A 24630-nucleotide genomic window follows, 5' to 3' on the forward strand; every position below is an offset into this window, starting at 1 on the left:
ATGAATACGATAACAGCAAGTATTGACACAAGAAAATATCGAACGGAAATAAAATCGGCAAGCGGTAATATTGTTATTGCTGATGAGCCACAAGAAATGGGGGGGAAAAATCTAGGCTTCTCCCCTTCCGAGTTATTGGCTTCTGCATTGGCATCTTGCACATTGATCACATTACGTATGTATATTGACCGTAAACAATGGGATGTTACAGAAATTAATATTTCGGTAGATTTTGAGCGAAACTCAGAACAAAACGTTTCCTTATTAAACCGCAAGATAGAGATAACAGGAAATGTAGAGGAAACTCAAAAGGAAAGGCTTTTAAAAATTGCCAATAGTTGTCCAATTCACAAAACGCTAACAAACACGATACAAATACAAACAACTTTAGACTAAATATCATGGAAATAGAACAAATCAACGAAGGAAGAAAAGGATATTATAAAGCAGTAGAAGACGGAAAAGAAGGTGGAAGAATGACCTATACTTGGGCTGGAGATACTAAATTTATAATTGACCACACCGAAGTAAATCCCGATTTTAACGGTAAAGGTGTTGGGAAAAAACTAGTTATGGCAGCAGTAACATATGCTCGCGAAAACAATCTAAAAATCATTCCGCTTTGCCCTTTTGCGAAAAGCGTATTTGATAAAACAGACGATATAAAAGACGTATTGTTTCACTAAAAGGCTCAAAGGTTCTGAGGAACTAAGGGACAAAGGTTTTAAAGTAAAGACGCACTGTAGAGACGCACCGCAGTGCGTCTTTTTTTATTATATTATTATAAAATAAATTGATTCGAACAATGTTTCACTAACCAATTTTCATCTTAATTTTCAAATGTCCTCCTAATCAATTACATTTGCATGTAATTTAAACTTACTATATGACGAGGATAATTACAGTTTTTAGTTTTTTCATAGCACAACTCTGCTTTTCACAATCAACAGCAACTTATTTAGATAAAATCAGAAATAACGAAGCGGCACTAACTGCTTTCTTTTCTCAAATGCCAAAAGGCGGTGATTTACATCATCATTTTTCAGGCTCAATCTATGCCGAACCTTTATTAGAAAGAGCTATCGCAGAAGATTTCTATTTGAATTTAGAAACCATGCAAGTTCTAAAAGCAAAACCTGCAAAAGGAAACTGGGAGACTTTTTCTTCCCTTAGAAACAGTGGAAAACTAGAATATTACAAGCAACAAATCATGCAAACCTGGTCTGCAAAAGACTACAATGGTGTTGCTGTTCCTTCTGATGATTTATTCTTTGACTCTTTCGAGAAATTTTCTCCAACTATCGACGGACATTTTGCCGAAGGTATGCTTGAGCTTAAAAACAGAGCAATTAAAGAAAATGTAAGCTATATCGAAACACAATTAAACACAATTCCTTGTGATATGAATGTGGATGATTTAGCCGACTTTAATACAAAACTAAGACTAGCTGCTGCTCAAAAAGACGAAAAAGCAATTTTCAAATCTCTAGATGTACTTTATAAATCATTACAAGATAAAAATGCTGTAAAATACGCTGAGGATTTCAATACTAATTTTATAGCCAAATTACATAAAGACCTTAAAATTGATGATGCAAACTTCACAATGCGCTATCAAAACTTTGTGTTGCGCTTTATGGAGCCTGTAGATTTGTTCAAAAATCTTATGATTGCCTTTATCTCTGCTGACAAAAGCAAGCTTGTAGCGGGTGTAAATATCGTTTCTCCAGAACATGGCGAAACGTCTATGAAAGATTATTGGTTACACATGGTAATGTTTAAATACTGCCATTCTCGTTTTCCAGATGTAAAATATACACTTCATGCTGGTGAACTTACATTAGGACTTGTACAACCAGAAGAATTAACATGGCATATTACTTCAGCTATTCATACTGCCGGAGCTAATAGAATTGGTCATGGTGTAGATATCGCTTACGAAGAAAACTCGTATGACTTATTGCGTTATATGGCAAAGAATAATATTCCGATTGAGATTAACTTAGTAAGTAATGAGTTTATCCTGAAAGTTAAAAATGCACGTCATCCTTTTACATTATACAAAGAATTTAATGTGCCAATTGTAATTAGTACCGATGATGCAGGGATTTTAAGAACAAATATGACTGAGCAATATGTTTTATTAGCCAGCAGATATCAGGATGTTTCTTATGCAACTATTAAGCAATATGTTTACAATAGTATCAATTACAGTTTCATTCAGGATAATGCCGTAAAAAAGCAATTACTAAAAGACCTTGATACAAGATTTAAAACTTTTGAAGCCAAATTTTCAGAGAAATAAAATATGATTCAAGAAGCAGCAGTTTTATTTGTAAAAAAAGACCAAGAAAAGGATTTCGAAAATGATTTTGCTAAAGCAAGTCAATATATAAGTTCTATAGAAGGTTATTTAGGGCACAGTCTTAAAAAATGCATGGAACAGCCCAATAAATATCTTTTATTGGTCGATTGGCGCAATCTCGAAGACCACACAATTCGTTTTAGAGAATCGGTAGCATATCTGGAATGGAAGAAATTATTACATCATTATTACGAGCCGTTTCCTATTGTAGAGCATTTTGAAGTGGTTTTTGAGAATAAAATATAATTAGCTTTTAACCGCAAAGTTCACAAAGATTTACGCAAAGCTCGCAATCCCGAAGCGTCGGGATAAAATCGGTCTAATCTTTTTAATCTGTGGCAAAAACTTAAAACTCAAAACAAAATATAATTCCTGAGAATGAACATCAAACTTATCGCCATTGGCAAAACCGACAATAAATCGCTTCAAACTTTAATTGACGATTATACCAAGCGTTTGTCTTTTTATATCAAATTTGACTTGGAGATTATTCCAGATATTAAGAATGTAAAAAACTTATCGGAGAGTCAGCAAAAAGAAAAAGAAGGCGAATTGATTCTGGCAAAACTAACGCCAACCGATCAGTTAATTTTATTAGACGAAAATGGTAAAAACTTCTCAAGCGTTGGTTTCTCAGAAGAATTACAGAAAAAAATGAACTCAGGTATCAAGACCTTGGTTTTTGTAATTGGTGGACCTTATGGATTCTCAGATACGGTTTACAGCAAAGCACAAGCCAAAATTTCGCTTTCGCTAATGACATTCTCACACCAAATGGTACGTTTATTTTTTATCGAACAATTGTATCGCGGGTTTACAATTTTAAGAAATGAACCTTATCATCATCAATAGATTTCTTCGTTAAAAACATAAAAAAACCTCGCATTGCGGGGTTTTATTTTTTCTATTCTTTACTACATATCCAAAACATCAGGAACTTTATACAGCAGTATTATCTACTTTTTTAATTTATTAATAAAATCTTCTTCAAATACTTTAATCTTATCTGGATATTCATTTTTATTTTTATAAAAAATATCAATCATTTTAAAATTAGAATCTACTACAGCTTGAAGTTCAATCCAAGCTTCTTTATATTCATTAGATTTATTTTCATCTAAATTAGTTATAAAAAAATAGCTATCACAATCCTCCCCTAAAGTTATATATCTAGTTGTATAAGTGCTATCCGAAATGCTAATATTAAGATTGGAATTTTTTATCATTCCTTTCTGTATTCTTCTTTCTAATTCATTATATGATATAGGAAAAGTATACACTTCAATTGGTTTAGATTCTTTCGTAAAAAAATATACAAAAATCAAATAAGAAATTGTAGCTAAAAGCAGAATTCCAATAACGATTAATACTGTTTTAAAAATTGTTTTCATAAATTCATAAAATACTATAGATAAAGAAATATCATCTCACGTAATTTTTCTTATAGATTCTTTTTGTGGGTACGAAGTCGTGAAACTTCGGCAGCTGGAATTATCGCGCTATCATTGCATATGCTCAAACGATGAGGAAATCTTCGAAGAGTTAGGCTATTACCTATTGCTTATAACATAATCACTACAATCACAATCGTTTTTTATCATTTCATTTAAAATCATTTTTTGAAATCTATTTTCAACTTCATTTGCCTCTGATTTGCTTAAATCTTCAAAATATAACCAACGCGGTGTTTCTCCGACCATTCTAAAAACTGATCTTATAGAAGTACTAGCGATGTTTTTTAATTTAGGATCAGATCCTAATACAGTAACGTAGTACATTTCTTCTGGTGATCCAGAATTACCTTCGAAATAAAAAATCTTACCATTAAGAAATCCATAACCTATTTGTTCCCAATTATCATACTGCTTCCATTTTTCCGGTACTGCTAAATACTTAGAACTTTCCTGAAAATTATCTAAGCATATATTTAATTTTTCTTCACTACATTTAAACTCATATGCGGATCCTCTACCTAAAGTACCAGCTATTTTATCATTACAACTTACAAACAGCAATATCACACTCACAATTATCACTTTCTTCATTTTATTTATTTTGAATTTTGCTTTTTCAATTAAATTAAATTAAAAGCTGTTATTATATTATATACCGTTGTCATTGTTTCTCAAATTCCTGCACTATTTTATATTAGTACAAGGCCGAGAAACTATGTACAGTTTGTTTCCTGAAACTGACTGCACACAGTGAGGTTTTTCTTTTTTTATTCTTTATAGATTCTCTTTGTGGACACGGAAAAAATTTCCGCGCAATCGGGCGGTATATCCGAGACATTGGGTTATCTAATTTCTCGTTATTATAAACGAATTACCCCTATCCTTTAATCTCGTTCATTCTATAGTTTTTACTATATTAATCATGGCTAACATTTTATTTTTTCTTATTCTTAATCCGATATTCCAAATGTTTTTACAACCTGAAATCAGAATAGGATTTTCATCAACAAAATCCTCCATAATTAATCTTTTTTTATCTTTTTCCGTGAAACTGTCTATAGGCTTAACATCTAATTCATTTAACCATACACGCATTGCTTCATGTTCATTAGTTGCATAAACCTGAGCAATATAAGTTCCCCCATCATATTGCATTATAAAACTGTATAAATACTTACTATTTTCCATTTATTACTATATTTTATTTATTACCATCCAAACCCTTCTTTCCATCCATAATTATCTAAAATATCTTCACTTATAATAAAACATTCTACAGGATCCTATTTAAATCCAGGTTTGTCCTTCAATTCTAATATTACTAGTTGAACATTTGCTTTAGAAGAAAATACTCCTATAAATTTTATCTCGTCTATTTCATCTTCAGTATAAACATGCTCCAAAATATAGATCTTTTCTTTCATCATTTCTAGTTTTTTACTAATTGTATTTTATATATTAATGATAATTCCATATCAACTTATTCGCTAATCATTCTATTAAAAATTGCTGGAAACCAAATGAGTAATAATTGATAACCCAAAATCAGTATTATAAAAATCTTATCAAAAATAAAATCCTTAAAATCTAGGTAGTTTTTATTAAGCTGCAAATTTTCATTTAAAATATTACTTGAATTTTTAATACTTATCATCCTCTTCATAAAATGCATTATTACTTGAGCAAAAGAAAACAAGAACAATAAAAGTAATAACTTAATCGATAATCCATCGTATATACTATTAATTACAAATAGTGCAATACTAAAAATTAATAGCACAATTATATACTTGTACTTAATCTCTACCTTATAATTGTATTTTAAATATAAAATATAGGTAAATACAATAAATAATATTGAATACAACAGTTTTATGAATATCATATTTTACTCTTATTAATAATACGCTGTTTTACTTTCTATTTTCTTAGTCGGTATCAAATCGGGAGACCTTATACAACGATATAAATTATCCTATTTTAAAAATATTTTTATCAAAAAAGATATTAATCCTACTAAGGTACCGAGCACTAAAACACTTAAAAATAGTATAAACATAGTATCTAAACTATCATCGATAATTCCGATTATTACAAATCCAATTACTCCAATTATTAAATAGATAAACTCAGGATGTTTATCTATAAAAGCATTAACCTCTTTTTGCATTCTTTTTCATTCTTTATCGTTTTTTATCAGCAAGGAGATTTTATACGCTAATAGCGTGCACATCCAAGCCATAAGATTGACACTTACAGATGTCCATATTTTTTTATTATACGAGCTCTTTGTATAGACCCAGGTGCTGTTGGACATAATAAATCTTCTTTTAAAGCACTATAACTAATTCCTTTAACTTCTTTTTCTATAGAAAATTTATTGTCAACCAATAACATTATTAAATTTGTGAGGTACATTGTTCCTTTAGCTTCTTCACATTCTTCATCATTTAGAAAAAAATGATTATTTTCTTCATCTATTTTAATAGAATTCATAAAATCATTAAAAAAATAGACATTCTTAAATCCATCTATGTTTTGTATTTTGTAAATACCATCACTGTCTCTACACAATTTATCATGCCTGGGTTCAATGTATATTATATACTTACCAAACAAAGAGCAAAATCTAACTACCACATATGTTTGCCTATTAATATTATTACTATATTTATCCAAATATTTTATAGTCACACTTTCTAATGAATCTACAACAGAAGACTGTGCATTTCCATCTATACTAAAACTAAATATATAAAGAATGCTAACTGCAATCATTATTTTTTTCATTACCATAATACTGAATTTTATCAATAGTAAACCAACCATTAAACCAGACTTCACACTCCTGATTTTCTCTTTTTCTTTGTAAATTCTATTTCTAGCACAAAAAAAACCATGCTACCATTGTGAATATAGAATCTATCTAAATTCTTGCAAAATTACCAATTAACAAACACTAAATAAACTACTTACAATTTTATTTATAATAAAATAAGACATAAAAAAAAACCTTGCATACCTGCAAGGTTTTCCTTTTTAATTCTCTTTGCCAGTACAAAACCTGAAGACTTCGTACAGCTAGATTTATTCGTTTTTAATAGATAAATTCATCTATAACCATTGCAAATGATTGCAACTTATTAATTAAAACTTTATCCTGAATATAACTTTCATAACTCATATTCTTATCAAAGCAAAATTGCATTTTTGGTTTAACCGCAAAATCAAGACTCGTAATATAATTGAGTAATTCTTCTCTTTTAATTGTTTCGTTATTCACCCTAACCATTTTATTATTCTTTTCAAAAAAGATGATTAATCCTTCTTGTTTTGGTTTTTCGAGTTTATAATACACTTCCGTAAAAGGTACAAAAGCTAAATTCTTTCCGATGCTATCTGCGTACGAATAATAATTTTCGGCTTTTTTGTTTTCATGTGCTTTGTCAGCTCGTTTCTTTTCTTGCAATTTTGCAACTTCTGGAATAACTAATCGTAAAGGCAAACGCTTGTCTATATTAAACAACCAATTGGTCGAAATAATACTGTTTTTTCTATTTACTTCCGCCAAAGTATCTTTTCCGTTTACTCTAAAAAAGATATAAATAGGCGAATGGTCTTGCACATCTTTCACTACAGACACATTCGATTTTGGTAACAGAACATCCTCTTTTTTTCCACAAGAGAAAAGAAGTAAAACGAGAATAAGACTAAGGTGTTTCATATTTTAAATTCTATATTTTTATTTATTTTTTTGCCACAGATTTATTTTGTCTGTATGACTTTCAGTATTGTCTATAAGGGAATGCAGATCCCGTAATGTCGGGACAAGAAAAAATCCGTTTAATCAGTGTTTTCGCATTAGCGAATCCGTTTAATCCGCGTTCCTTTCGCTAGTGTTGAATTAAATTTATTCGCTAAACTGCCATTTTATTAAACAAACTCACACATTCCATTGCTTCCTTCACATCATGAACACGTAAAATTTTAGCTCCTTTTGTTAAAGAAATCGTGTTCAAAACTGTTGTTCCGTTCAACGCTTCTTGCTGGTTTGTATTTAAATATTTGTATATCATAGATTTTCTCGAAAATCCAGCTAAAACAGGTAACTCTAAGATATTGAATAACTCCATTTTTTGTAGAACTTCATAATTTTGATCTAGTGTTTTAGCAAAGCCAAAACCAGGATCTAATATGATATCGTTTATACCTAAACTTCTGGCTTGTGCTACTTTTTTGGAGAAATAAAAAAGCATCTCTTTTACAATATCATCATAATCAGTTAAGGTTTGCATCGTTTGTGGCGTACCTCGCATGTGCATCAGGATATACGGAACATTATATTTGGCTATAACCTCAAACATTTTTTCGTCTAGATTGCCACCCGAAATATCATTTATAATTGCCGCTCCATTTTCTATACAAGCTTGTGCAACTTCACTTCTAAAAGTATCTATGGAAAGTAATGCATCTGGAAAATGCTGCAAAATCAGCTTTACAACTGGAACAATTCGGTTTAGTTCTTCTTCTCCCGAAACAAATTCGGCACTTGGTTTACTCGAATAAGCTCCAAGATCTATAAACGTTGCTCCATCGGCAATCATTTTTCCTACTTGAGTTATTATAGCTTCGTCGCTATCATATTTTCCACCATCAAAAAAAGAGTTTGGCGTTACATTTAAAATTCCCATTACTTTAGGAACTGACAAATCAATAAGTTGCCCTTTGCAGTTAATTGTCATTTTGTATTTTGTTTAATGTTTTCTTTATTTCAGGTTTAAAGTTTGAGGCCTAGAAATCAAGATTAACTATTTCAACAACTTAAAACTTTAAACCTGAAACTTTAAACTCTTTCAAAAATTTATCCCTATTTTTGAAGAAATTTAGACAAATATACATCAATAATGAAGAATACTTCTCAAGAATACGATAATGTAATTGCGATTTGTCGTTCGCTTTTTATCAATAAAATGAAAGACTATGGTAGTGCATGGCGCATATTAAGATTGCCTTCATTAACCGACCAAATTTTTATAAAAGCACAACGAATTAGAAGTTTACAAGAAAATGAAATTCGTAAAGTTGACGAAGATGAAAAAGGAGAATTCATCGGAATCATCAACTATTCCATAATGGCATTGATTCAATTAGAATTAGGTGTTGTCGATCAGCCTGATTTAGACGTAGAAAAAGCTACCGAATTATACGATGCCAAAATAAAACTTACCAAAGAACTAATGCTTGCCAAAAATCATGATTACGGTGAAGCTTGGCGTGATATGCGTGTGAGTTCTTTAACCGATATCATTCTTCAAAAACTACTTCGCGTTAAGCAAATCGAAGATAATAAAGGAAAAACTTTAGTATCCGAAGGTATCGATGCTAATTATCAGGATATGATCAATTATGCTGTTTTTGCACTGATATTAAACCCTTTGGATACAAAAAAATAAATTGCAATTTGTAAATAAAAAAAACTTTTTATGAAAAATATAATTACCCAATTCTCTAGACTTTTTGTTGGAGTATTATTTATTATTTCCGGATTAATAAAACTAAACGACCCTGTAGGATTCTCATATAAACTGGCAGAATATTTTAGCGAACCTGTATTTAATATGCCTTTTTTAGAGCCAATAACTTTGGCTTTGGCTTTATTCTTAGTAATCTTAGAAGTCGTTTTAGGTGTAATGTTGCTTATTGGATACAAATCTAAAGCTACAATTTGGAGTTTATTAATCCTGATTATACTTTTTACATTCCTTACTTTTTATTCGGCTTATTTTGATGTAGTAAAAGACTGTGGTTGTTTTGGTGATGCTTTACATTTAACACCTTGGCAATCATTTACAAAAGATATTGTTTTATTATTCTTCATCTTGATTTTGTTCATTAATAAAGAATTGATTAAACCTTTATTTAGTAATAGCGTTCAAAATATTGTTGCATACGTAACTATATTTTTATGCATTTTTATGGGAGTTTGGGTATTGAACCATTTACCAATAAAAGATTTCCGTCCTTACAAAGTAGGTTCAAACATCGAGAAAGGAATGGAAATCCCAGAAGGAGCACCACAATCTGTTGTAGAAATGATTTTTATTTACAACGTAAATGGTGTGAACAAAGAATTTACTGAGAAAGATTTAATGGCAATTCCAGAGGGAGCTACTTTTGTTGACAGAAAAGACAAAGTAATCACTGAAGGTTACGTACCACCAATTCATGATTTTAGCATGGAAAAAGATGGTGAAGACCATAAAGATCAATTACTAAAAGAGCCTAAACTTATGATTTTTGTTACTTATGATTTAACTCGTTCTGAGCCATCTGGAATGGAAAAATTAGAAAAACTAAATCAAGAAGCTAAAGCAAAAGGATATAAAGTAATTGCAATGACAGCTTCGGGACAAGATGAAATTGCTGCTGCAAAAAAACAATATAAACTAAATGTCGATTTTTACTTTTGTGATGCTATAACGCTGAAAACAATCGAAAGAGCAAATCCTAGTATCGTAATCTTAAATGATGGAACTATTACTCAAAAAGTACATTATAACGACATTAAAGATTTGAAATTATAAAATAAAGAGAATAACCATAATAAGTGGTGTAAATTTTATGCTGATTAGTCATGCTTATATTTACACCACTTATTATATTTTTTAATACCAAAGTCAATAACATTCTTACTTAAAAAACGAAAACATAATGAGCAAAATACATAATCTGTTGTTAATTTTATTTTTTATGCTTTTGAGTTCTTTAAGTTTTGGTCAAGCCAAAGCACAAGATACAACCCAAGCCTATATCTTTTTTTTACATAATAAGTTTCTTGAAGAAAATGATTTGAATGCTGTACATCCTGAATATGGAAGAGCAGAATACAATGAAATCATTAAATCATTTAAAGATGACAACTTCATCGTTTTTAGTGAACTAAGAAATAAGAATACCGATTTTGATGGATATGCTAAAAAAGTTGTAAAGCAAATTAAAAGCTTAATTAAAAAAGGTGTTAAACCAAATAAAATAACAGTAATAGGAACTTCTAAGGGAGGGTATCTTGCACAATACGTTTCTACTTATTTAGCAAATCCCAATGTTAATTTTGTATTTATCGGCTGTTTTACAGAAGCTGATATTCAAAATATTCCAGTTATAAATTATTGTGGAAATATCTTGACAATCTATGAGAAATCAGATATCTACGGAGTTTCAGCCATAAAACGAAAAGAAACTTCAAAATTAAAGATCAATCATTTCAAGGAAATTGAATTGAATACAGGTTTGAAACATGGCTTTTTATATAAAGCTTTAAATGATTGGATTGTGCCTTGTAAAAAATGGGCAAATGGCAATTACGAATTAAAATAAAATATAATATTCAATATAATTCTGACTGAGAATTTATTGGACATTTTTTATAGCTTACCCAGACGTTTTTTGACTTTTAAAAATCATCTAACTAAATAAAAAAACAGCTTTTTTTCCCTCTTCATGAAATCTCTTGAATAAAAAACACTCCAAAAACTCGTTTTGTGGTGTAACTATTACGATTTCATTTTCCTTTTTGTAACCAAAACTTCTCAATTTGTGACAAAATAAGGACGCCTTCAAATTTTGTTAATCTCTATTTCTGTTTCGATTTGTTTGTTTAACTTTGGTAAAAAATAATTAACCATGAAACAAATAGTTCTATCGCTTATTGCTTTTGTTACGTTTTCTTGTACAAATGCGCAAAAAACTGCTTTTTCTAAAGAAGCGCTATCAGAAAAATTATTAGCGACTGATAATAGTCAGGTTGCTTTTAAAGACATCTTAAAAAAGTATAAAGGAAAAACTTTGGTTATCGAAGTTTGGGCTTCATGGTGTGGAGATTGTGTAAAAGCAATGCCACAAGTAAAAGAATTACAAGCAAACAATCCAGATGTATCTTACTTATTCCTTTCGGCAGATAAAACTGCTGATAAATGGAAAGCTGGAATTGAAAAACACGAAATAAAAGGCGATCATTTTATGATGAATGATGGTATGAAAGGTGTTTTTGGAAAAGCAATTGATTTAGATTGGATTCCGAGATATATCATTGTGGACAAAAAAGGTAAAATTGTTTTGTATCGTGCAATCGAAAAGGATTTTGAAAAAATCAATCAAACTTTACAAAGCTTAAAATAAAAGTATAGAATTTCAAAAAATAAAAAAATAAAACAAACCGAGATGAGAAAGAAAATTGTTGCAGGAAACTGGAAAATGCATAAAAACGCAGAGCAAACTGAAGATTTATTAAACGAATTAATTGCTAAATTACCAACTGTAAGTGAGGCTCAAGTAATTGTAGCTCCTACTTTTGTAAACTTAGCTTCTGCAGTTGCACATTTAGAGTTTACAACTATTGAGGTTGCTGCACAAAATGTACACCAAGCTGAAAGCGGTGCCTTTACAGGTGAAGTTTCTGCAGACATGCTTAAAAGCGTTGGTGTAAACTACGTTATTCTTGGACACTCTGAGCGTAGAGCTATTTTTAAAGAAACTGATGCTCTAATTGCTAACAAAGTAGATACTGCATTAAAACATGAGTTAACAGTTATCTTCTGTTTTGGAGAAGAATTAAAAGACCGTCAGACAGGAAATCATTTTAATGTGGTTGAAAACCAATTAACTGATGGTTTGTTTCAAATAGAAAAAGAATCTTGGGCTAATGTTATCCTTGCTTACGAACCAGTTTGGGCTATCGGAACTGGAGAAACTGCTTCGCCAGAACAAGCACAAGAAATGCATGAATTTATTAGAGAAACTGTTCGTAAAGCTTTTGGAAAAGAGATTGCTGAAGAAGTTTCTATTTTATACGGAGGAAGTGTAAAACCTGACAATGCAAAAGAAATTTTCTCTAAACCAGATGTAGACGGTGGTCTTATTGGTGGAGCTGCATTAAAAGCAGATGATTTTGTTGCAATTGTAACTGCACTTTAATACTTCTGTTATATCATATAAAATGGTTTGAGAGTGTAAAACTTTCAAACCATTTTTTTATTTAATCAATTTATAATTACCTGAATAACAATCACAAATAATAACCTTTAGTAAACGTTCAGGTCTTTGATTTAATCATTCCTTGTTTTTATATTAATCTTATTATAACAGTTTTAAGTGATGTTTGTAGTCTATTACTAAACTACAAACTATGAAAAAACATTACACAAAAAGGTTACTTTATTTTTTCTTACTCCTAACCTCTTCTTACTCCTGGAGTCAAACATTAATTAATTACTGGTCATTTAATAATCCTGCATCTGTAGCAACTATAACAACTCCAAGTGTTGCTCTGGTTTCTGGAACTACTATAACTGCCATTGCAGGAGGAACTAGTTTTATAGAATTTAATGGAGGAACTGGACAAAATTTTGATCTCTTAAATCTAAACTCACGTAATAGTGAAGTTTCAGGAACTCACCTCCGCTTTAGTAATCCTATAGGTGGCGCACTAGTATTTGCTTTACCAACCACAGGCTATAAAGATATAATTGTAAAATTTACTACACGCCGCTCTGCACAAGGAGCAGGAACACAAAATTGGTTCTACTCTCTTGACGGAAATACATATATCTCCTTTATTCCAGTCACCCCAAATAACGGTGATCCAGGTTTGGCTACTTTAGATTTTACAGCAATTACAGGCGCAAACAACAATTCGAATTTTAAATTAAAGGTCGAATTTGTTCAAGGTCCTGGCGGAACTGGCGGAAATAATCGTTTTGATAATTTCACAACCGAAGGAACTCCTAATGGTGGAGGAGATACAAACGCTCCTGTCGCAACTATTTTGCCTGCAAACGCAAGTACAGCTATTAGCACTACAATTAATCCTACGATTACTTTTAACGAAAGTATCCGTTTAATCAATGATAATACTATAGACAACGCTAATGTAGCATCTTTGCTAGAATTACGTTTAAATAATGCAACTGGAACCCTAATTCCATTTACCGCAACAGTAAATGATAAGGTAATTACAATTGTACCAGCACAAGCATTGGCAAATAACCAAACCTATTATCTGGCATTATTACCAAATGCTATCGAAGATTTAAGTAACAATGCAATTACTACAACACAATCATCATTATTTACAACCGCTAGTCCAACTATTTCATTTGCTTCTAACTTTGTTACTGTAAACGAAAATGCAGGAAACCTGAATTTTGTAATCAATTTAGGAAGTCCGATAACTGGTTCTGTCGATTTGGTTGTAAAAGGAGCGCCTTTTAGTACTGCTGATGCTAATGATTTTACCTTAAGTACACAAACCTTGCATCTTACCAATTCAAGCGCTTTAACGCAAACTATTACAATTCCTATTATCGATGATAATTTAGAAGAACAACAAGCTGAATATTTTGTACTGAGTTTAGAAAATCCTGTTGGTTATACAATTACAGGAACACCAACAGCAACAATTTACATTAAAGATAATGATCGTTTAGCTCCTGTTCCTAATAAAGAAATCGAACTAAATTATATAGGCAGTTTTGATCCATCAGGAAGTAACACGAGTACCTGCGAGATTGTAGTTCATGATAAAACTTCTCAACGCTTATTTACTACAAGTGCAGTTGCAGGATTCCTGGATGTAATAAACTTTAGTGACCCTACAGCCCCAAAAGTGATAAAATCTATAGATATGAATGTTTATGGCGGCGTAACAAGTGTTGCGGTAAAAAACGGAATTGTAGCTGTTGCTTCTCCAAATACAAATGAAGCCCTTAATGGTTCAGTAGTATTTTTTGATACCGATGGTGTGTTTCAAAAACAAGTAATCGTAGGTGCTTTACCCGATATGATTACATTTTCACCAGATGGAAAAAAGGTTATGACCGCCAATGAAGGACAACCAAATCTTGATTATACTGTAGATCCAGAAGGTTCTGTAAGTATAATTGATATTTCTGGCGGAATTACCGCTTTAAATCAATCAAATGTTACTACATTACTATTTACAGCTTATAATGCTCAAGAAGCTACTTTAATTGCGTCAGGCGTTCGAAAACTGAAATTAACGAGTACTCTATCTCAGGATTTAGAACCAGAATACGTTACTATAAATTCTGACTCTAAAAAGGCATGGGTAACTTTCCAAGAAAACAATGCTATTGCTGAGATTGATTTAACCAATAATACGATAACCGATATCTGGGCATTAGGAACAAAAGATATCAGCATTCCTGGAAATGGATTTGATGTATCGGATAACAACGGCGAAGTATTAATTGCCAATTGGCCTATAAAAGCCTTTTATCTTCCTGATGGAGTTGCAAATTATACTGTTGGAGCAAATACATATTTGGTTACAGCAAATGAAGGTGACGAAAAAGAATATACTGGTTTTGTAGAAAGAACAACTGTAGGAGCAACCAATCTAGATGCAACTATTTTTCCTAATGCAGCTGTTTTAAAACAAACGTATAATTTGGGTCGTTTTAGAACAACAAATCTAAATGGAAATTTAGATGGTGATGCAGAATTTGAGGAAATCAATTGCGTAGGAACACGTTCTTTTTCTATTTTTAATACAACTACCAAACAAATTGTTTTTGATAGCGGAGACGACTTCGAAATGTACACAGCTTCAAATTTACCATTACTCTTTAATGCTGATCACGAAAGTAATACTGCCAAAACAAGAAGCCGTGCCAAAGGTCCGGAGCCTGAAGGTATAACAACTGCAAAAATCGGAAGCGAAACTTTTGCTTTCATATCATTAGAACGTGTTGGTGGAGTTATGGTATATAATGTGACCGACCCTAATAATGCAAAATTTGTAGAATACAAAAATAGCCGAAGCACATCGGCATATGCAGGAGATCACGGGCCAGAAGGTATTACTTATATCGCTCCCGAAAATAGCCCTACCGGAAAAGGATATATTCTTGTAGCTAATGAAATAAGTGGTACAATCACCATCTTTGAAGTTAATGCCAAAAGCTTATCAGCTCCCGATTTTATTTCGGACAGCACTCCTACTTTTGCACTATTCCCAAATCCGTCGCAAAAAGGAATTGTGTATTTTAACAGAACTGCCGATGTTCAGGTATTTGATGTAAACGGTAAAAATGTTTTAACTACCAAAAATGCACAAACCATCAATACATCACAATTCTCTACAGGGATTTATTTTGTAAAAACATCTGATGGAATTGTCAAAAAAATGATTGTGAAATAATAGAGACGATCCGCAGTGTGTCTTCGCAATGTATCTCTGTAATGCGTCTTCACCGTGTTTTTTTTCTTAACAACATCTAAAAGACGCACTGCTGTGCGTCTCTACAACCAAAATTTGATTATATTTGAGAATACAATCATTTGAAATTCAAAACAATACATAAAATTCAATTAATTGAGTTGTCATAATTATTAATAAACCCATTAAATTCAAAAAAGATGAAATTTACTAGAAAAGCACATGCCAACTGGAAAGGTACCGGAATGGAAGGAAAAGGAACTATTAGTACACAAAGTACCACTCTAGATAATGCACAACTATCATTCAAGACTCGTTTTGAAAACGGTGTAGGTACCAATCCCGAAGAATTGATTGCTGCAGCTCATTCTGGCTGCTTTACAATGCAATTAAGCTTCTTATTATCAGAAGCTGGTTATGTTCCCGAAGATTTGCATACAGAAGCCACTGTTACGTTTGAAGACGGCACAATAACTCAGATTAATTTGGATCTAAAGGGAAAAGTTCCAAATATCACCGAAGATGAGTTTTCTAAAACTGCTTTAAAAGCCAAAGAAATTTGTCCGATATCAAAGTTATTGAAAACGAATATTACTTTAACGGTGAATTTACTTTAAAAAAAGAGAATCTAAGATTCTTAAATTCTAAGTAACAAAGGTTCAAAGGCTTGGTTTGTCTTGAAAAAGGTACGCGGATTAAACGGATTCGCTTAGGCGAAGACACAGATTAAAACGGATTTTATTTCATTGTTTAAAAAAATCCGTTCTATCAGCGTTTTTGCTTTAGCAAATCCGTTTAATCCGCGTTACTATTTTAGATAAGTTCTCTAACTCTTCACTCTGCTCAATGTGATAAAAATTAAATATAAAAGTCCCACAGGAATGTGGGACTTTTATATTTATATCTTGTTTTGAAATAGCAATACATAAAAAAACAAATCAACTTATTTCTCAATCATATTCAAAAATTATTATATTTATGATAACCAAATAACACAAATACCTAAACTAACTCAGATTTACTTTTAAATCATTTAAAACCTCACAATCATGGAAATCTACAAAAAAGACAAGAAAGTAAGAAGCAAAAAACTAAAAGCACGTGTAGATTTAACTGCCATGGTAAGTGTTTCTTTTTTATTGATTGTATTTTTTATGGTTACTACCGAATTGGGTAAACCGAAAAATTTTGATTTTGGTCTACCTGATAAAGAGCAAGGTTGTGGACCTATAGCATGTTATGATAGTAATCGCTTTTATACAATATTATTAGGAGATAATGATAAAATAGTCACCTATTCAGGTTTATTATCATATCCAATTGAAGCTCCTAAAGAAATTAAGTATGGTAAAAATGGCATCCGAAAAGAAATATCAAATAGAAACAGAACTATTCTCCAATATTCTGCCAGCATAGGTAAACCTAAAAATGGGGCTATTATAGTTATAAAACCTGGTAATAAATCTAACTACGGTAACTTAGTTAATATTCTTGATGAAATGAAAATTGCTGGTATAGAAACCTATGCTATTCAAAATGAATTTACACCTGAGGAATCAAAATTATTAGCAGCTAGATAAAGAACACAAATAAATCAATCTCACTTATTTTATAATACATTCATTTTAATCTATCAGTTATGGAAATCTACAAAAAAGATAAGAAAGTAAGAAGCAAAAAACTAAAAGCACGTGTAGATTTAACTGCCATGGTAAGTGTTTCTTTTTTATTAATTGTATTTTTTATGGTTACAACTGAATTGGGCAAACCGAAAATCATGAGTTTAAGCTTACCTGAGAAAGATTTCGATGAAGAAGAACATCACGTTATCAGCTGTGGTGCAGATATGAGCCGTATTATAACCATTTTACTGGATGATAATGACAAAATTATTAGTTATTCCGGTCTTTTATTTACTCCGATAACTGGTCCAAAAGAACTAAATTATGGAAAGAACGGAATCCGTCAAGAACTTTTTAATAGAAATAAAACTATTTTGGAATATTCAGCAGCAATTGGAAAACCTAAAATTGGTCCAATTGTAATTATAAAACCAAGTAAAAAATCCAATTATAAGAATTTAGTGGACATTTTGGACGAAATGGCAATTGCTAAAATTGAAACTTATGCAATTGTAAATGATTTTACACCTGAGGAATCAGAATTGTTGGCAGTCAACTAAAACTTAATATAGCAAACGGTGATTCTTGTAGTGATTCTTCGTTCCTCAGAAAGACAAGTTTGCGAATAAACCAAAATCCGTTATACTCTACGACTTTGCTTTTGCAAATCCATATCATCCACGCGTTACTATATAGACAAACTTTCAAACTCTACGACTTTATCAGAGCGATAAAAATTAAGCATAAAAAAAAGTCCCACATTGCTGTGGGACTTTCTATATTCTGGAAAACTAAGAATTATTTTTTAATAAACTTAGTACTTGAATTTCCTTTATCCGATTTTATTTTTATAAAGTAATTACCTGTTCTAAGATTCGAAACATCTATTATAGAAACTGATTTTGCATTTGGAATAGCAATAACCAATTGCCCTAAAACATCATAAACAGCAATCGATTGTATTTCGATATCCTTTGCATTAGTTATATTTAAAACCTCATTTGCAGGATTAGGAAATACTGTAAAATAATTTAAAAACTCAAAATCCTCAGTCCCTAATGTTGTTTGAAATGTAGAAGTTGCTTTATTGGTTAAAATTGGAAAGTTATAATCGAAATAAATATTTGCCTCGTTTGTAAATGTATCCCCAACTACTAATGTTGGTTTTGTTTTAATTTTGAAAGCAACATAACCATCATTATTAGCGTCATCAAAAGGAAGATTGATATTCTCAAAAATGAATTCTACTTTATTTCCTTCAGTAATTTTTGTTTCAAAAGAATGACTTGAACTCGTTGTAATTAAAGTTGAAATATCAAATTTAGATAAATCAATCATATCTTTTACAACGATGTTTTGCGCAGCATAGGTTCCTGTATTTTCAAAACGAATCATATAATGTACATACTCACCTATTAGACTTGGTGTAATAACTGTTCCTTCCAAGCAGGTTTTATCATTTGGATCGAACGATCCTACAACTGTTTGATTAAAAGCAAATATATTATCAATTGGAGTTTCGTCTGTTACAGCACCTGCTATTGTTGTTTTAAATTTTAATATATCACCAATATTTAATGCTGGTTTTTCTATTGGAGAATTTACATTTAGCGTGAATTTAATTTCGCGAGTTTCAAATGGCAATAAATTAACAAAATTCCAAGATAAATTATTAAAGGAATGAGTCACCGGTGTAGGTTTTGCAATAACGAAATCTAAAACAGCATCCTCAAAATTTAAACTTACCGAACCAGATTGTATAGTATTTCCTTTATTTTTATAGACAATTTTATATACAGCATTAAAACCTGGTCTTGCGGGTTCTAATGGTAATAAAACAACTTCTAAATCTGGATGAACACCGTTTGCAGTAATACAAAAATCTTGAGTAAATGGACTGGATTCTGTTGGAAAAGTAACTTTAGTAGTTGTTGGATAAACGTTAAAATACGCTGGGTTTTCTAGTATTGGAGTAACATTATAAGACCCCGATTTAACATAATAATTGTAATCGCCATTTTCATCAGATGCGGAACTGTTTGTTATAACTTCATTTGCAATATTAACTTTCATATTTTGAAATTTAATATCTCCATTATCACATCCATTATTATCTAAATCTAATCTATTATTTCCTTTAATTGCATAAAACTTACCTCCTGGTTTAAATGTACAATACGAATTAACATTACAATCCTTCATATTTGCTGATAATAGTTGTGATTGTATAGCTGGAATTTGAGATTCGTCAGCACAAATGTATTTTAAATTGGGATTTTGAGTAAAATAAAGTCGGTCTTCATCTATTCCATTTTTTATCATTAATGATGACAATTGGTTTGCTGAACAGTCAAGATGCGTTAATTCGGTTAAATTGCTAAGATCCAAAGATGTTAAACTATTTGTAGAACAAATAAGTCGTTGAATTTTTGTTAACCCACTTATATTTAATGAAGTTAAGCCATTAATCTGACATTGAATGGAAGTTAATTTTGACAAATTGCTGACATTAAGCAATTTAATTTTATTAATATAACAATCTAATACTCCAAGATTTACAAAATATTCAATTCCAAGTAAAGAAGAAATATTACTTTCATTTAAAGTCAAAGAATAAACATTAAACGCTTCGCTTAATTGTATTTCTTTATCATTATTAGCATCAATTTTAAAATAAGAACCATATAAATTCCTTGCCACATAATTTTGATTAGTTGCAGATAATAATTTTGCTTTAAAAATTGGATCTGTAAAATTAATAATTGCATCACTGCAAGCACCTACGCAGCTACAACTAGAATCTAATAAGACATTATTTAAACCACTTAAATCTATGCTTTTTTGAATAACATTAAAATCTATAATATCTGCACAAATATGTTTAAGATTTAAATTTCCACTTATGTCTAATTTTATCAAATCCTGATTAGGATTATTATTTTTAATAAAAATATCAGTTAAAATATTATTATATCCACAATTTAATTCTTTTAGATTAGGTAAATAGGAAACATCTATTTTTGAAAACTTTCCACTTTGACAATCTAGCTTTTGTAACTTATTTAACCCTGTTAAATCAAAAATTGATATTGGATTTGCAGAAAAATTAAGCGTTTGCAAATTTACAAATGGTAAAAAAACAAAAGAGGTAATTTTATTTCCGGAAAAATTTAAATCAATTAAATTTGTTGTAGAACCAGTGTTTAAATAAGTTATATTATTATTACTGCATTTAATGGATTTTATGTTTGTACCGTTTAATAAATCTAAAGATGTAATAGCATTGTTTGAGCAATCAATAGTTAATAAACTAGGGGCGTTTTTCATTTGAAAAACAGACAAGTATTGATTAATATTACATCTAACATTGCTAAGATTTGTAAGTCCATTTGCATACAAGCCGACCAAATTATGATTATTATTAATATTTAAAGTCTTTAAGTTAGTTAAATCATCAATTTTTAATGTTGAAAAAATACTGTTCCATTGTACAGTCAAATCTTCTAAATTAACCAAACTGGTTAAATCTATTGTTCCTCCAATTTGAGTGTTATCAATAGTTAAACTTTTTAAGTTGGTAAAATACTTAATTGTATTAATTGACTTAACATTTTGAGCTATACTCATTGTAGTTACTTGTAATGCTTCAGAAAATTGAATTTCACCATCAAAATTTAAATCAATAGTTGTATTATTTAAAATAGAATTTTTAAAATTTTCATCATCAAAACATATGGTTCCTTCCACACATGGAGGTAAAGCACAAGAATTTACTACTGCAACATTAGCAATTCCATATTCTGCTAATTTATTTTGAATTAATGAAATATCACTTTGATATGCACAAATAGAGTTTAAATTTAAATTATTATTAAACTCTAGAGAACTAAAAACGTTATATAGACGATTTAAAAATAAAGTTGAAATGTTATTATTTGAGCAGTTTAAATTAGTTAATGCGTTTATATCTGAAAAATATAGTGTAGTCAAATTATTATAACTACAATTAACGTTAGCGATATTATTGGTATTATCTCTTTTTATAAAATTCAATTGATTATTAGAACAATCAAGAGTTGATAAAGAAGTCAGATAAGTTAAAAGCAAAGATTTTAATTGTGAATTATTATTTATTTTTAAGATCTTTAACGAACCAAAATAGGAAAGACTTATTTTAGTTAAAGAAGTATTTTTAATACTTAAGTTTTTCAATCCTGAAAAAATATTAGAATTAAAACCTTCTAAAGAGCTAATATTTCCATCCAAATATAAATTATTAACTACACTAGCTTCATCATAATCAATCTCATTATTATTATTTGTATCAACATCACTATCGGCTATACCATCATTATCTGTGTCGACACAATTTGTAGAAATCAAAATATTTTTTAAAACTGCATCAGGAATACTCACAACCTGTGCACTCAATCCATTAAAAAAGCATAAAACCAGAATTAAAAAGTAGATTTTCTTCATATAGTTATTTTTGAACAAAAATAACTTTTTAAGACAATAACACAACTTTTTTTGTTAAAATAAACTAAATAAACCACATCGCCACTTAAAAACCAAGAATCTTACGTTATAGTCCACGTTATTATTTAAGTAATGATATTCTAATGAAAATGATTCTTATAGCCCTGATAGTAACGACATCCTTTTTATTTTTTCTTTAAAAATAAAAAGATATAGTGGATAGCAGGAAATAGCTCCTGAAAATTCAAACTCCGAATTTAAAAACTCCAAATTCCAATTATTTAATGCTCTCGACTTCGTTTAAACTGACAGTATTAATTTTCAATAGAAATGCGCTTCTTTCGAAGCCTCGGGACGCTCAGCGTGACAATCTAAAACTTGAAACAAAGAAAAACTTAAAACCTGAAACAAAAATATAAAGCACAAAAAAAAGTCCCACATTGCTGTGGGACTTTCTATATTTAGATAAACTTAAGAATTATTTTTTCTCAGTTTTTTCCATTTTAGCTTTCAATGCAGCTAATACATCATTGTTATCTCCTAAAGTTGCAGCTGGTGCATTTGTAGATGATGAGTTAGATGAAGTATTTTCAGTTGCAGCTTTCACGTTTTTCTCTTCTTCTTCACGGAAGATAGCAGTGTGAGAAGCAACTACTCTTTTGAATTCTTTGTTAAATTCGATTACTTTGAAATCAGCAGTATCACCTTTTTTCAATTTCTTTCCGTCTTCTTTTTCAAGGTGACGAGTAGGAATGAAAGCAACGATATCATCTCCGAATTCTACAGTAGCTCCTTTATCAACGATTTCAGAAATTTCACCATTGTGGATAGTTCCTACAGCGAAAGAATCTTCGTATTGATCCCAAGGATTAGCAGTAGTTTGTTTATGACCTAAAGATAATTTACGTCCTTCAACATCTAATTCTAATACAACTACATCAAGTTTCTCACCAACATTTACAAATTCAGATGGGTGTTTGATTTTCTTAGTCCAAGAAAGGTCAGAAATGTAGATTAATCCATCAATTCCTTCTTCTAATTCTACGAAAATACCAAAGTTTGTAAAGTTTCTAACGATACCTGTATGTTTAGAACCTACTGGGTATTTAGAAGTAATATCAGTCCATGGATCTTGAGTCAATTGTTTGATACCTAATGACATTTTACGGTCATCTCTATCTAAAGTTAAGATAACAGCTTCAACAACATCTCCAACTTTTACGAAATCTTGTGCAGAACGTAAATGAGTAGACCATGACATTTCAGAAACGTGGATTAAACCTTCAACACCTTCAGCAACTTCGATAAATGCACCGTAATCAGCGATTACAACTACTTTACCTTTTACTTTATCACCAATAGTTAAATTAGCATCTAAAGCATCCCATGGGTGAGCGTTTAATTGTTTCAATCCTAATTGAATTCTTGTTTTCTCATCATCGAAATCAAGGATTACAACGTTTAATTTTTGGTCTAATTCAAGAACTTCACTTGGGTGGTTGATTCTACTCCAAGAAAGGTCAGTAATGTGAATTAATCCGTCAACACCACCTAAGTCAATGAACACACCATAAGAAGTAATGTTTTTAACAACACCTTCTAATACTTGTCCTTTTTGTAATTGACCGATGATTTCTTTTTTCTGTACTTCGATATCAGCTTCGATAAGCGCTTTATGAGATACAACAACGTTTTTGAATTCGTGGTTAATTTTTACCACTTTGAATTCCATCATTTTGTTTACATATACATCGTAGTCTCTAATTGGCTTAACGTCAATTTGAGATCCAGGTAAGAAAGCTTCAATACCGAAAACGTCAACGATCATACCACCTTTAGTTCTGCATTTTACAAAACCATTAACGATTTCACCTGTTTCGTTTGCAGCAATAACTCTATCCCATGATTTAATAGTACGAGCTTTTCTGTGAGATAATACTAATTGACCTGTTTTATCCTCACGGATGTCGATTAATACTTCTACTTTATCACCAACTTTTAAGTTTGGGTTGTAACGGAATTCGTTTAAAGAAATAACACCTTCCGATTTTGCGTTGATATCAACGATAACGTCTCTATCTGTAATTCTAACAACTACACCTTCTACTACTTCTTCTTGATCTGTAGCGATGAAAGTTTTTGATACTAAGTCTTCGAATTCTTGTAAGTTTTTCTCATCTACTGCATCGATACCTTCTTCGAAGTTATGCCAGTTAAAATTTGCTAAAAACTCTTCTTGTGATTTTAATTGTTCAGACATGCTGATAAAAATTTGTATTCTGCTTTTCTTGAGTTTCATAAAGCGATAGAAAAAACAGAAGTTGTTTTACATAAATAGTTGATACCTAATGGAAACTCTTCTCTGCCAAAAGGTCTGCAAAATTAATACATTTATTTGTAATAGCAAAACAATTCCAAATGATTATCAGCCAATTGTTCAGAAGCATCAAATTTAAGGGTTTTCAAGGCCTA

At 30.6% G+C, this 24630-nt stretch carries 22 protein-coding genes; 14 read left to right on the plus strand and 8 right to left on the minus strand.

Going from position 1 to position 24630, the window contains the following annotated elements; genetic code table 11:
* The 5 genes from ACJ6WR_RS02215 (at position 1) to rlmH (ending at position 3217) form a co-directional block, all read left to right on the plus strand.
* Positions 1-396 carry an OsmC family protein gene (locus ACJ6WR_RS02215; protein WP_323489240.1) on the plus strand — a complete coding sequence of 132 codons (396 nt, stop codon included), beginning with the start codon at positions 1-3 and terminating at the stop codon, positions 394-396.
* A gap of 5 nt (positions 397-401) precedes the next feature.
* The gene (locus tag ACJ6WR_RS02220; RefSeq protein WP_035628749.1) at positions 402-686 is read left to right on the plus strand and encodes a GNAT family N-acetyltransferase; all 285 of its coding nucleotides are present in this window, start codon (positions 402-404) and stop codon (positions 684-686) included.
* Positions 687-886: 200 nt separating this feature from the next.
* Complete coding sequence (locus ACJ6WR_RS02225) at positions 887-2305, plus strand: adenosine deaminase (RefSeq protein WP_409416932.1); 1419 nt, start codon at positions 887-889, stop codon at positions 2303-2305.
* 3 nt (positions 2306-2308) lie between these two features.
* Entirely contained in the window at positions 2309-2611 is a 303-nt protein-coding gene (locus ACJ6WR_RS02230) for an antibiotic biosynthesis monooxygenase (protein WP_323489238.1), read from the plus strand.
* A 132-nt stretch (positions 2612-2743) separates the two neighbouring features.
* Entirely contained in the window at positions 2744-3217 is a 474-nt protein-coding gene (gene rlmH / locus ACJ6WR_RS02235; protein ID WP_409416933.1) for a 23S rRNA (pseudouridine(1915)-N(3))-methyltransferase RlmH, read from the plus strand.
* A 104-nt stretch (positions 3218-3321) separates the two neighbouring features.
* On the opposite strand, the gene ACJ6WR_RS02240 is transcribed toward rlmH, so the two are convergent.
* The 6 genes from ACJ6WR_RS02240 to folP all read right to left on the minus strand — a co-directional run bounded on the left by ACJ6WR_RS02240 (position 3322) and on the right by folP (position 8561).
* Positions 3322-3756 (minus strand): hypothetical protein, encoded by a 435-nt coding sequence (locus tag ACJ6WR_RS02240; RefSeq protein WP_409416934.1) that lies wholly within the window; start codon positions 3754-3756, stop codon positions 3322-3324.
* Positions 3757-3915: 159 nt separating this feature from the next.
* The gene (locus tag ACJ6WR_RS02245) at positions 3916-4410 is read right to left on the minus strand and encodes a hypothetical protein (RefSeq protein ID WP_409416935.1); all 495 of its coding nucleotides are present in this window, start codon (positions 4408-4410) and stop codon (positions 3916-3918) included.
* A gap of 303 nt (positions 4411-4713) precedes the next feature.
* The gene (locus tag ACJ6WR_RS02250) at positions 4714-5007 is read right to left on the minus strand and encodes a hypothetical protein (RefSeq protein WP_086894766.1); all 294 of its coding nucleotides are present in this window, start codon (positions 5005-5007) and stop codon (positions 4714-4716) included.
* Between the two features lie 1065 nt (positions 5008-6072).
* Complete coding sequence (locus tag ACJ6WR_RS02255; RefSeq protein WP_409416936.1) at positions 6073-6609, minus strand: hypothetical protein; 537 nt, start codon at positions 6607-6609, stop codon at positions 6073-6075.
* Positions 6610-6916: 307 nt separating this feature from the next.
* Positions 6917-7543, minus strand: coding sequence for a hypothetical protein (locus ACJ6WR_RS02260; RefSeq protein WP_409416937.1), 627 nt, complete (start codon positions 7541-7543; stop codon positions 6917-6919).
* Positions 7544-7736: 193 nt separating this feature from the next.
* The gene (gene folP, locus ACJ6WR_RS02265; RefSeq protein WP_323489230.1) at positions 7737-8561 is read right to left on the minus strand and encodes a dihydropteroate synthase; all 825 of its coding nucleotides are present in this window, start codon (positions 8559-8561) and stop codon (positions 7737-7739) included.
* 162 nt (positions 8562-8723) lie between these two features.
* On the opposite strand from folP, the gene ACJ6WR_RS02270 reads away from it, so the two are divergent.
* From ACJ6WR_RS02270 to ACJ6WR_RS02310, 9 genes are all read left to right on the plus strand, one after another.
* Positions 8724-9272: a DUF1599 domain-containing protein gene (locus tag ACJ6WR_RS02270; RefSeq protein WP_409416938.1), complete on the plus strand. Its 549-nt coding sequence runs from the start codon at positions 8724-8726 to the stop codon at positions 9270-9272.
* Between the two features lie 30 nt (positions 9273-9302).
* Positions 9303-10403 carry a BT_3928 family protein gene (locus ACJ6WR_RS02275; protein ID WP_039114565.1) on the plus strand — a complete coding sequence of 367 codons (1101 nt, stop codon included), beginning with the start codon at positions 9303-9305 and terminating at the stop codon, positions 10401-10403.
* A 127-nt stretch (positions 10404-10530) separates the two neighbouring features.
* Positions 10531-11196 (plus strand): alpha/beta hydrolase, encoded by a 666-nt coding sequence (locus ACJ6WR_RS02280; protein ID WP_409416939.1) that lies wholly within the window; start codon positions 10531-10533, stop codon positions 11194-11196.
* Between the two features lie 306 nt (positions 11197-11502).
* Positions 11503-11997 carry a TlpA disulfide reductase family protein gene (locus tag ACJ6WR_RS02285; protein ID WP_039117636.1) on the plus strand — a complete coding sequence of 165 codons (495 nt, stop codon included), beginning with the start codon at positions 11503-11505 and terminating at the stop codon, positions 11995-11997.
* Positions 11998-12039: 42 nt separating this feature from the next.
* Complete coding sequence (gene tpiA, locus ACJ6WR_RS02290) at positions 12040-12792, plus strand: triose-phosphate isomerase (RefSeq protein ID WP_039117635.1); 753 nt, start codon at positions 12040-12042, stop codon at positions 12790-12792.
* Positions 12793-13003: 211 nt separating this feature from the next.
* Positions 13004-16039 carry a choice-of-anchor I family protein gene (locus tag ACJ6WR_RS02295; protein WP_409416940.1) on the plus strand — a complete coding sequence of 1012 codons (3036 nt, stop codon included), beginning with the start codon at positions 13004-13006 and terminating at the stop codon, positions 16037-16039.
* Positions 16040-16257: 218 nt separating this feature from the next.
* Positions 16258-16674, plus strand: a complete 417-nt coding sequence (locus ACJ6WR_RS02300; protein WP_264286085.1) for an OsmC family protein — start codon at positions 16258-16260, stop codon at positions 16672-16674.
* A gap of 432 nt (positions 16675-17106) precedes the next feature.
* Positions 17107-17637 (plus strand): ExbD/TolR family protein, encoded by a 531-nt coding sequence (locus ACJ6WR_RS02305; RefSeq protein WP_409416941.1) that lies wholly within the window; start codon positions 17107-17109, stop codon positions 17635-17637.
* Between the two features lie 59 nt (positions 17638-17696).
* Positions 17697-18239 carry an ExbD/TolR family protein gene (locus tag ACJ6WR_RS02310; protein ID WP_409416942.1) on the plus strand — a complete coding sequence of 181 codons (543 nt, stop codon included), beginning with the start codon at positions 17697-17699 and terminating at the stop codon, positions 18237-18239.
* A gap of 238 nt (positions 18240-18477) precedes the next feature.
* Here the strand turns inward: ACJ6WR_RS02310 and ACJ6WR_RS02315 are convergent, their stop codons facing one another.
* Entirely contained in the window at positions 18478-22158 is a 3681-nt protein-coding gene (locus tag ACJ6WR_RS02315; RefSeq protein WP_409416943.1) for a T9SS type A sorting domain-containing protein, read from the minus strand.
* Positions 22159-22636: 478 nt separating this feature from the next.
* Complete coding sequence (rpsA, locus tag ACJ6WR_RS02320; RefSeq protein ID WP_409416944.1) at positions 22637-24418, minus strand: 30S ribosomal protein S1; 1782 nt, start codon at positions 24416-24418, stop codon at positions 22637-22639.
* Between the last annotated feature and the right edge of the window lie 212 nt (positions 24419-24630).

The sequence above is a fragment of the Flavobacterium sp. PS2 genome (genome assembly GCF_046250155.1).
In the GTDB taxonomy this organism is placed as follows: Bacteria; Bacteroidota; Bacteroidia; order Flavobacteriales; family Flavobacteriaceae; genus Flavobacterium.

Excerpts from the sequence above, each read along its gene's own strand:
- rlmH (WP_409416933.1), top strand. The coding sequence starts at position 2,744 with ATGAACATCAAACTTATCGCCATTGGCAAAACCGACAATAAATCGCTT.
- ACJ6WR_RS02215 (WP_323489240.1), top strand. The coding sequence starts at position 1 with ATGAATACGATAACAGCAAGTATTGACACAAGAAAATATCGAACGGAA.
- ACJ6WR_RS02240 (WP_409416934.1), bottom strand. The coding sequence starts at position 3,756 with ATGAAAACAATTTTTAAAACAGTATTAATCGTTATTGGAATTCTGCTT.
- ACJ6WR_RS02275 (WP_039114565.1), top strand. The coding sequence starts at position 9,303 with ATGAAAAATATAATTACCCAATTCTCTAGACTTTTTGTTGGAGTATTA.
- ACJ6WR_RS02310 (WP_409416942.1), top strand. The coding sequence starts at position 17,697 with ATGGAAATCTACAAAAAAGATAAGAAAGTAAGAAGCAAAAAACTAAAA.
- ACJ6WR_RS02285 (WP_039117636.1), top strand. The coding sequence starts at position 11,503 with ATGAAACAAATAGTTCTATCGCTTATTGCTTTTGTTACGTTTTCTTGT.
- folP (WP_323489230.1), bottom strand. The coding sequence starts at position 8,561 with ATGACAATTAACTGCAAAGGGCAACTTATTGATTTGTCAGTTCCTAAA.
- ACJ6WR_RS02315 (WP_409416943.1), bottom strand. The coding sequence starts at position 22,158 with ATGAAGAAAATCTACTTTTTAATTCTGGTTTTATGCTTTTTTAATGGA.
- ACJ6WR_RS02295 (WP_409416940.1), top strand. The coding sequence starts at position 13,004 with ATGAAAAAACATTACACAAAAAGGTTACTTTATTTTTTCTTACTCCTA.
- ACJ6WR_RS02255 (WP_409416936.1), bottom strand. The coding sequence starts at position 6,609 with ATGAAAAAAATAATGATTGCAGTTAGCATTCTTTATATATTTAGTTTT.
- ACJ6WR_RS02250 (WP_086894766.1), bottom strand. The coding sequence starts at position 5,007 with ATGGAAAATAGTAAGTATTTATACAGTTTTATAATGCAATATGATGGG.
- rpsA (WP_409416944.1), bottom strand. The coding sequence starts at position 24,418 with ATGTCTGAACAATTAAAATCACAAGAAGAGTTTTTAGCAAATTTTAAC.
- ACJ6WR_RS02305 (WP_409416941.1), top strand. The coding sequence starts at position 17,107 with ATGGAAATCTACAAAAAAGACAAGAAAGTAAGAAGCAAAAAACTAAAA.
- ACJ6WR_RS02270 (WP_409416938.1), top strand. The coding sequence starts at position 8,724 with ATGAAGAATACTTCTCAAGAATACGATAATGTAATTGCGATTTGTCGT.
- tpiA (WP_039117635.1), top strand. The coding sequence starts at position 12,040 with ATGAGAAAGAAAATTGTTGCAGGAAACTGGAAAATGCATAAAAACGCA.
- ACJ6WR_RS02300 (WP_264286085.1), top strand. The coding sequence starts at position 16,258 with ATGAAATTTACTAGAAAAGCACATGCCAACTGGAAAGGTACCGGAATG.
- ACJ6WR_RS02280 (WP_409416939.1), top strand. The coding sequence starts at position 10,531 with ATGAGCAAAATACATAATCTGTTGTTAATTTTATTTTTTATGCTTTTG.
- ACJ6WR_RS02230 (WP_323489238.1), top strand. The coding sequence starts at position 2,309 with ATGATTCAAGAAGCAGCAGTTTTATTTGTAAAAAAAGACCAAGAAAAG.
- ACJ6WR_RS02225 (WP_409416932.1), top strand. The coding sequence starts at position 887 with ATGACGAGGATAATTACAGTTTTTAGTTTTTTCATAGCACAACTCTGC.
- ACJ6WR_RS02220 (WP_035628749.1), top strand. The coding sequence starts at position 402 with ATGGAAATAGAACAAATCAACGAAGGAAGAAAAGGATATTATAAAGCA.
- ACJ6WR_RS02260 (WP_409416937.1), bottom strand. The coding sequence starts at position 7,543 with ATGAAACACCTTAGTCTTATTCTCGTTTTACTTCTTTTCTCTTGTGGA.
- ACJ6WR_RS02245 (WP_409416935.1), bottom strand. The coding sequence starts at position 4,410 with ATGAAGAAAGTGATAATTGTGAGTGTGATATTGCTGTTTGTAAGTTGT.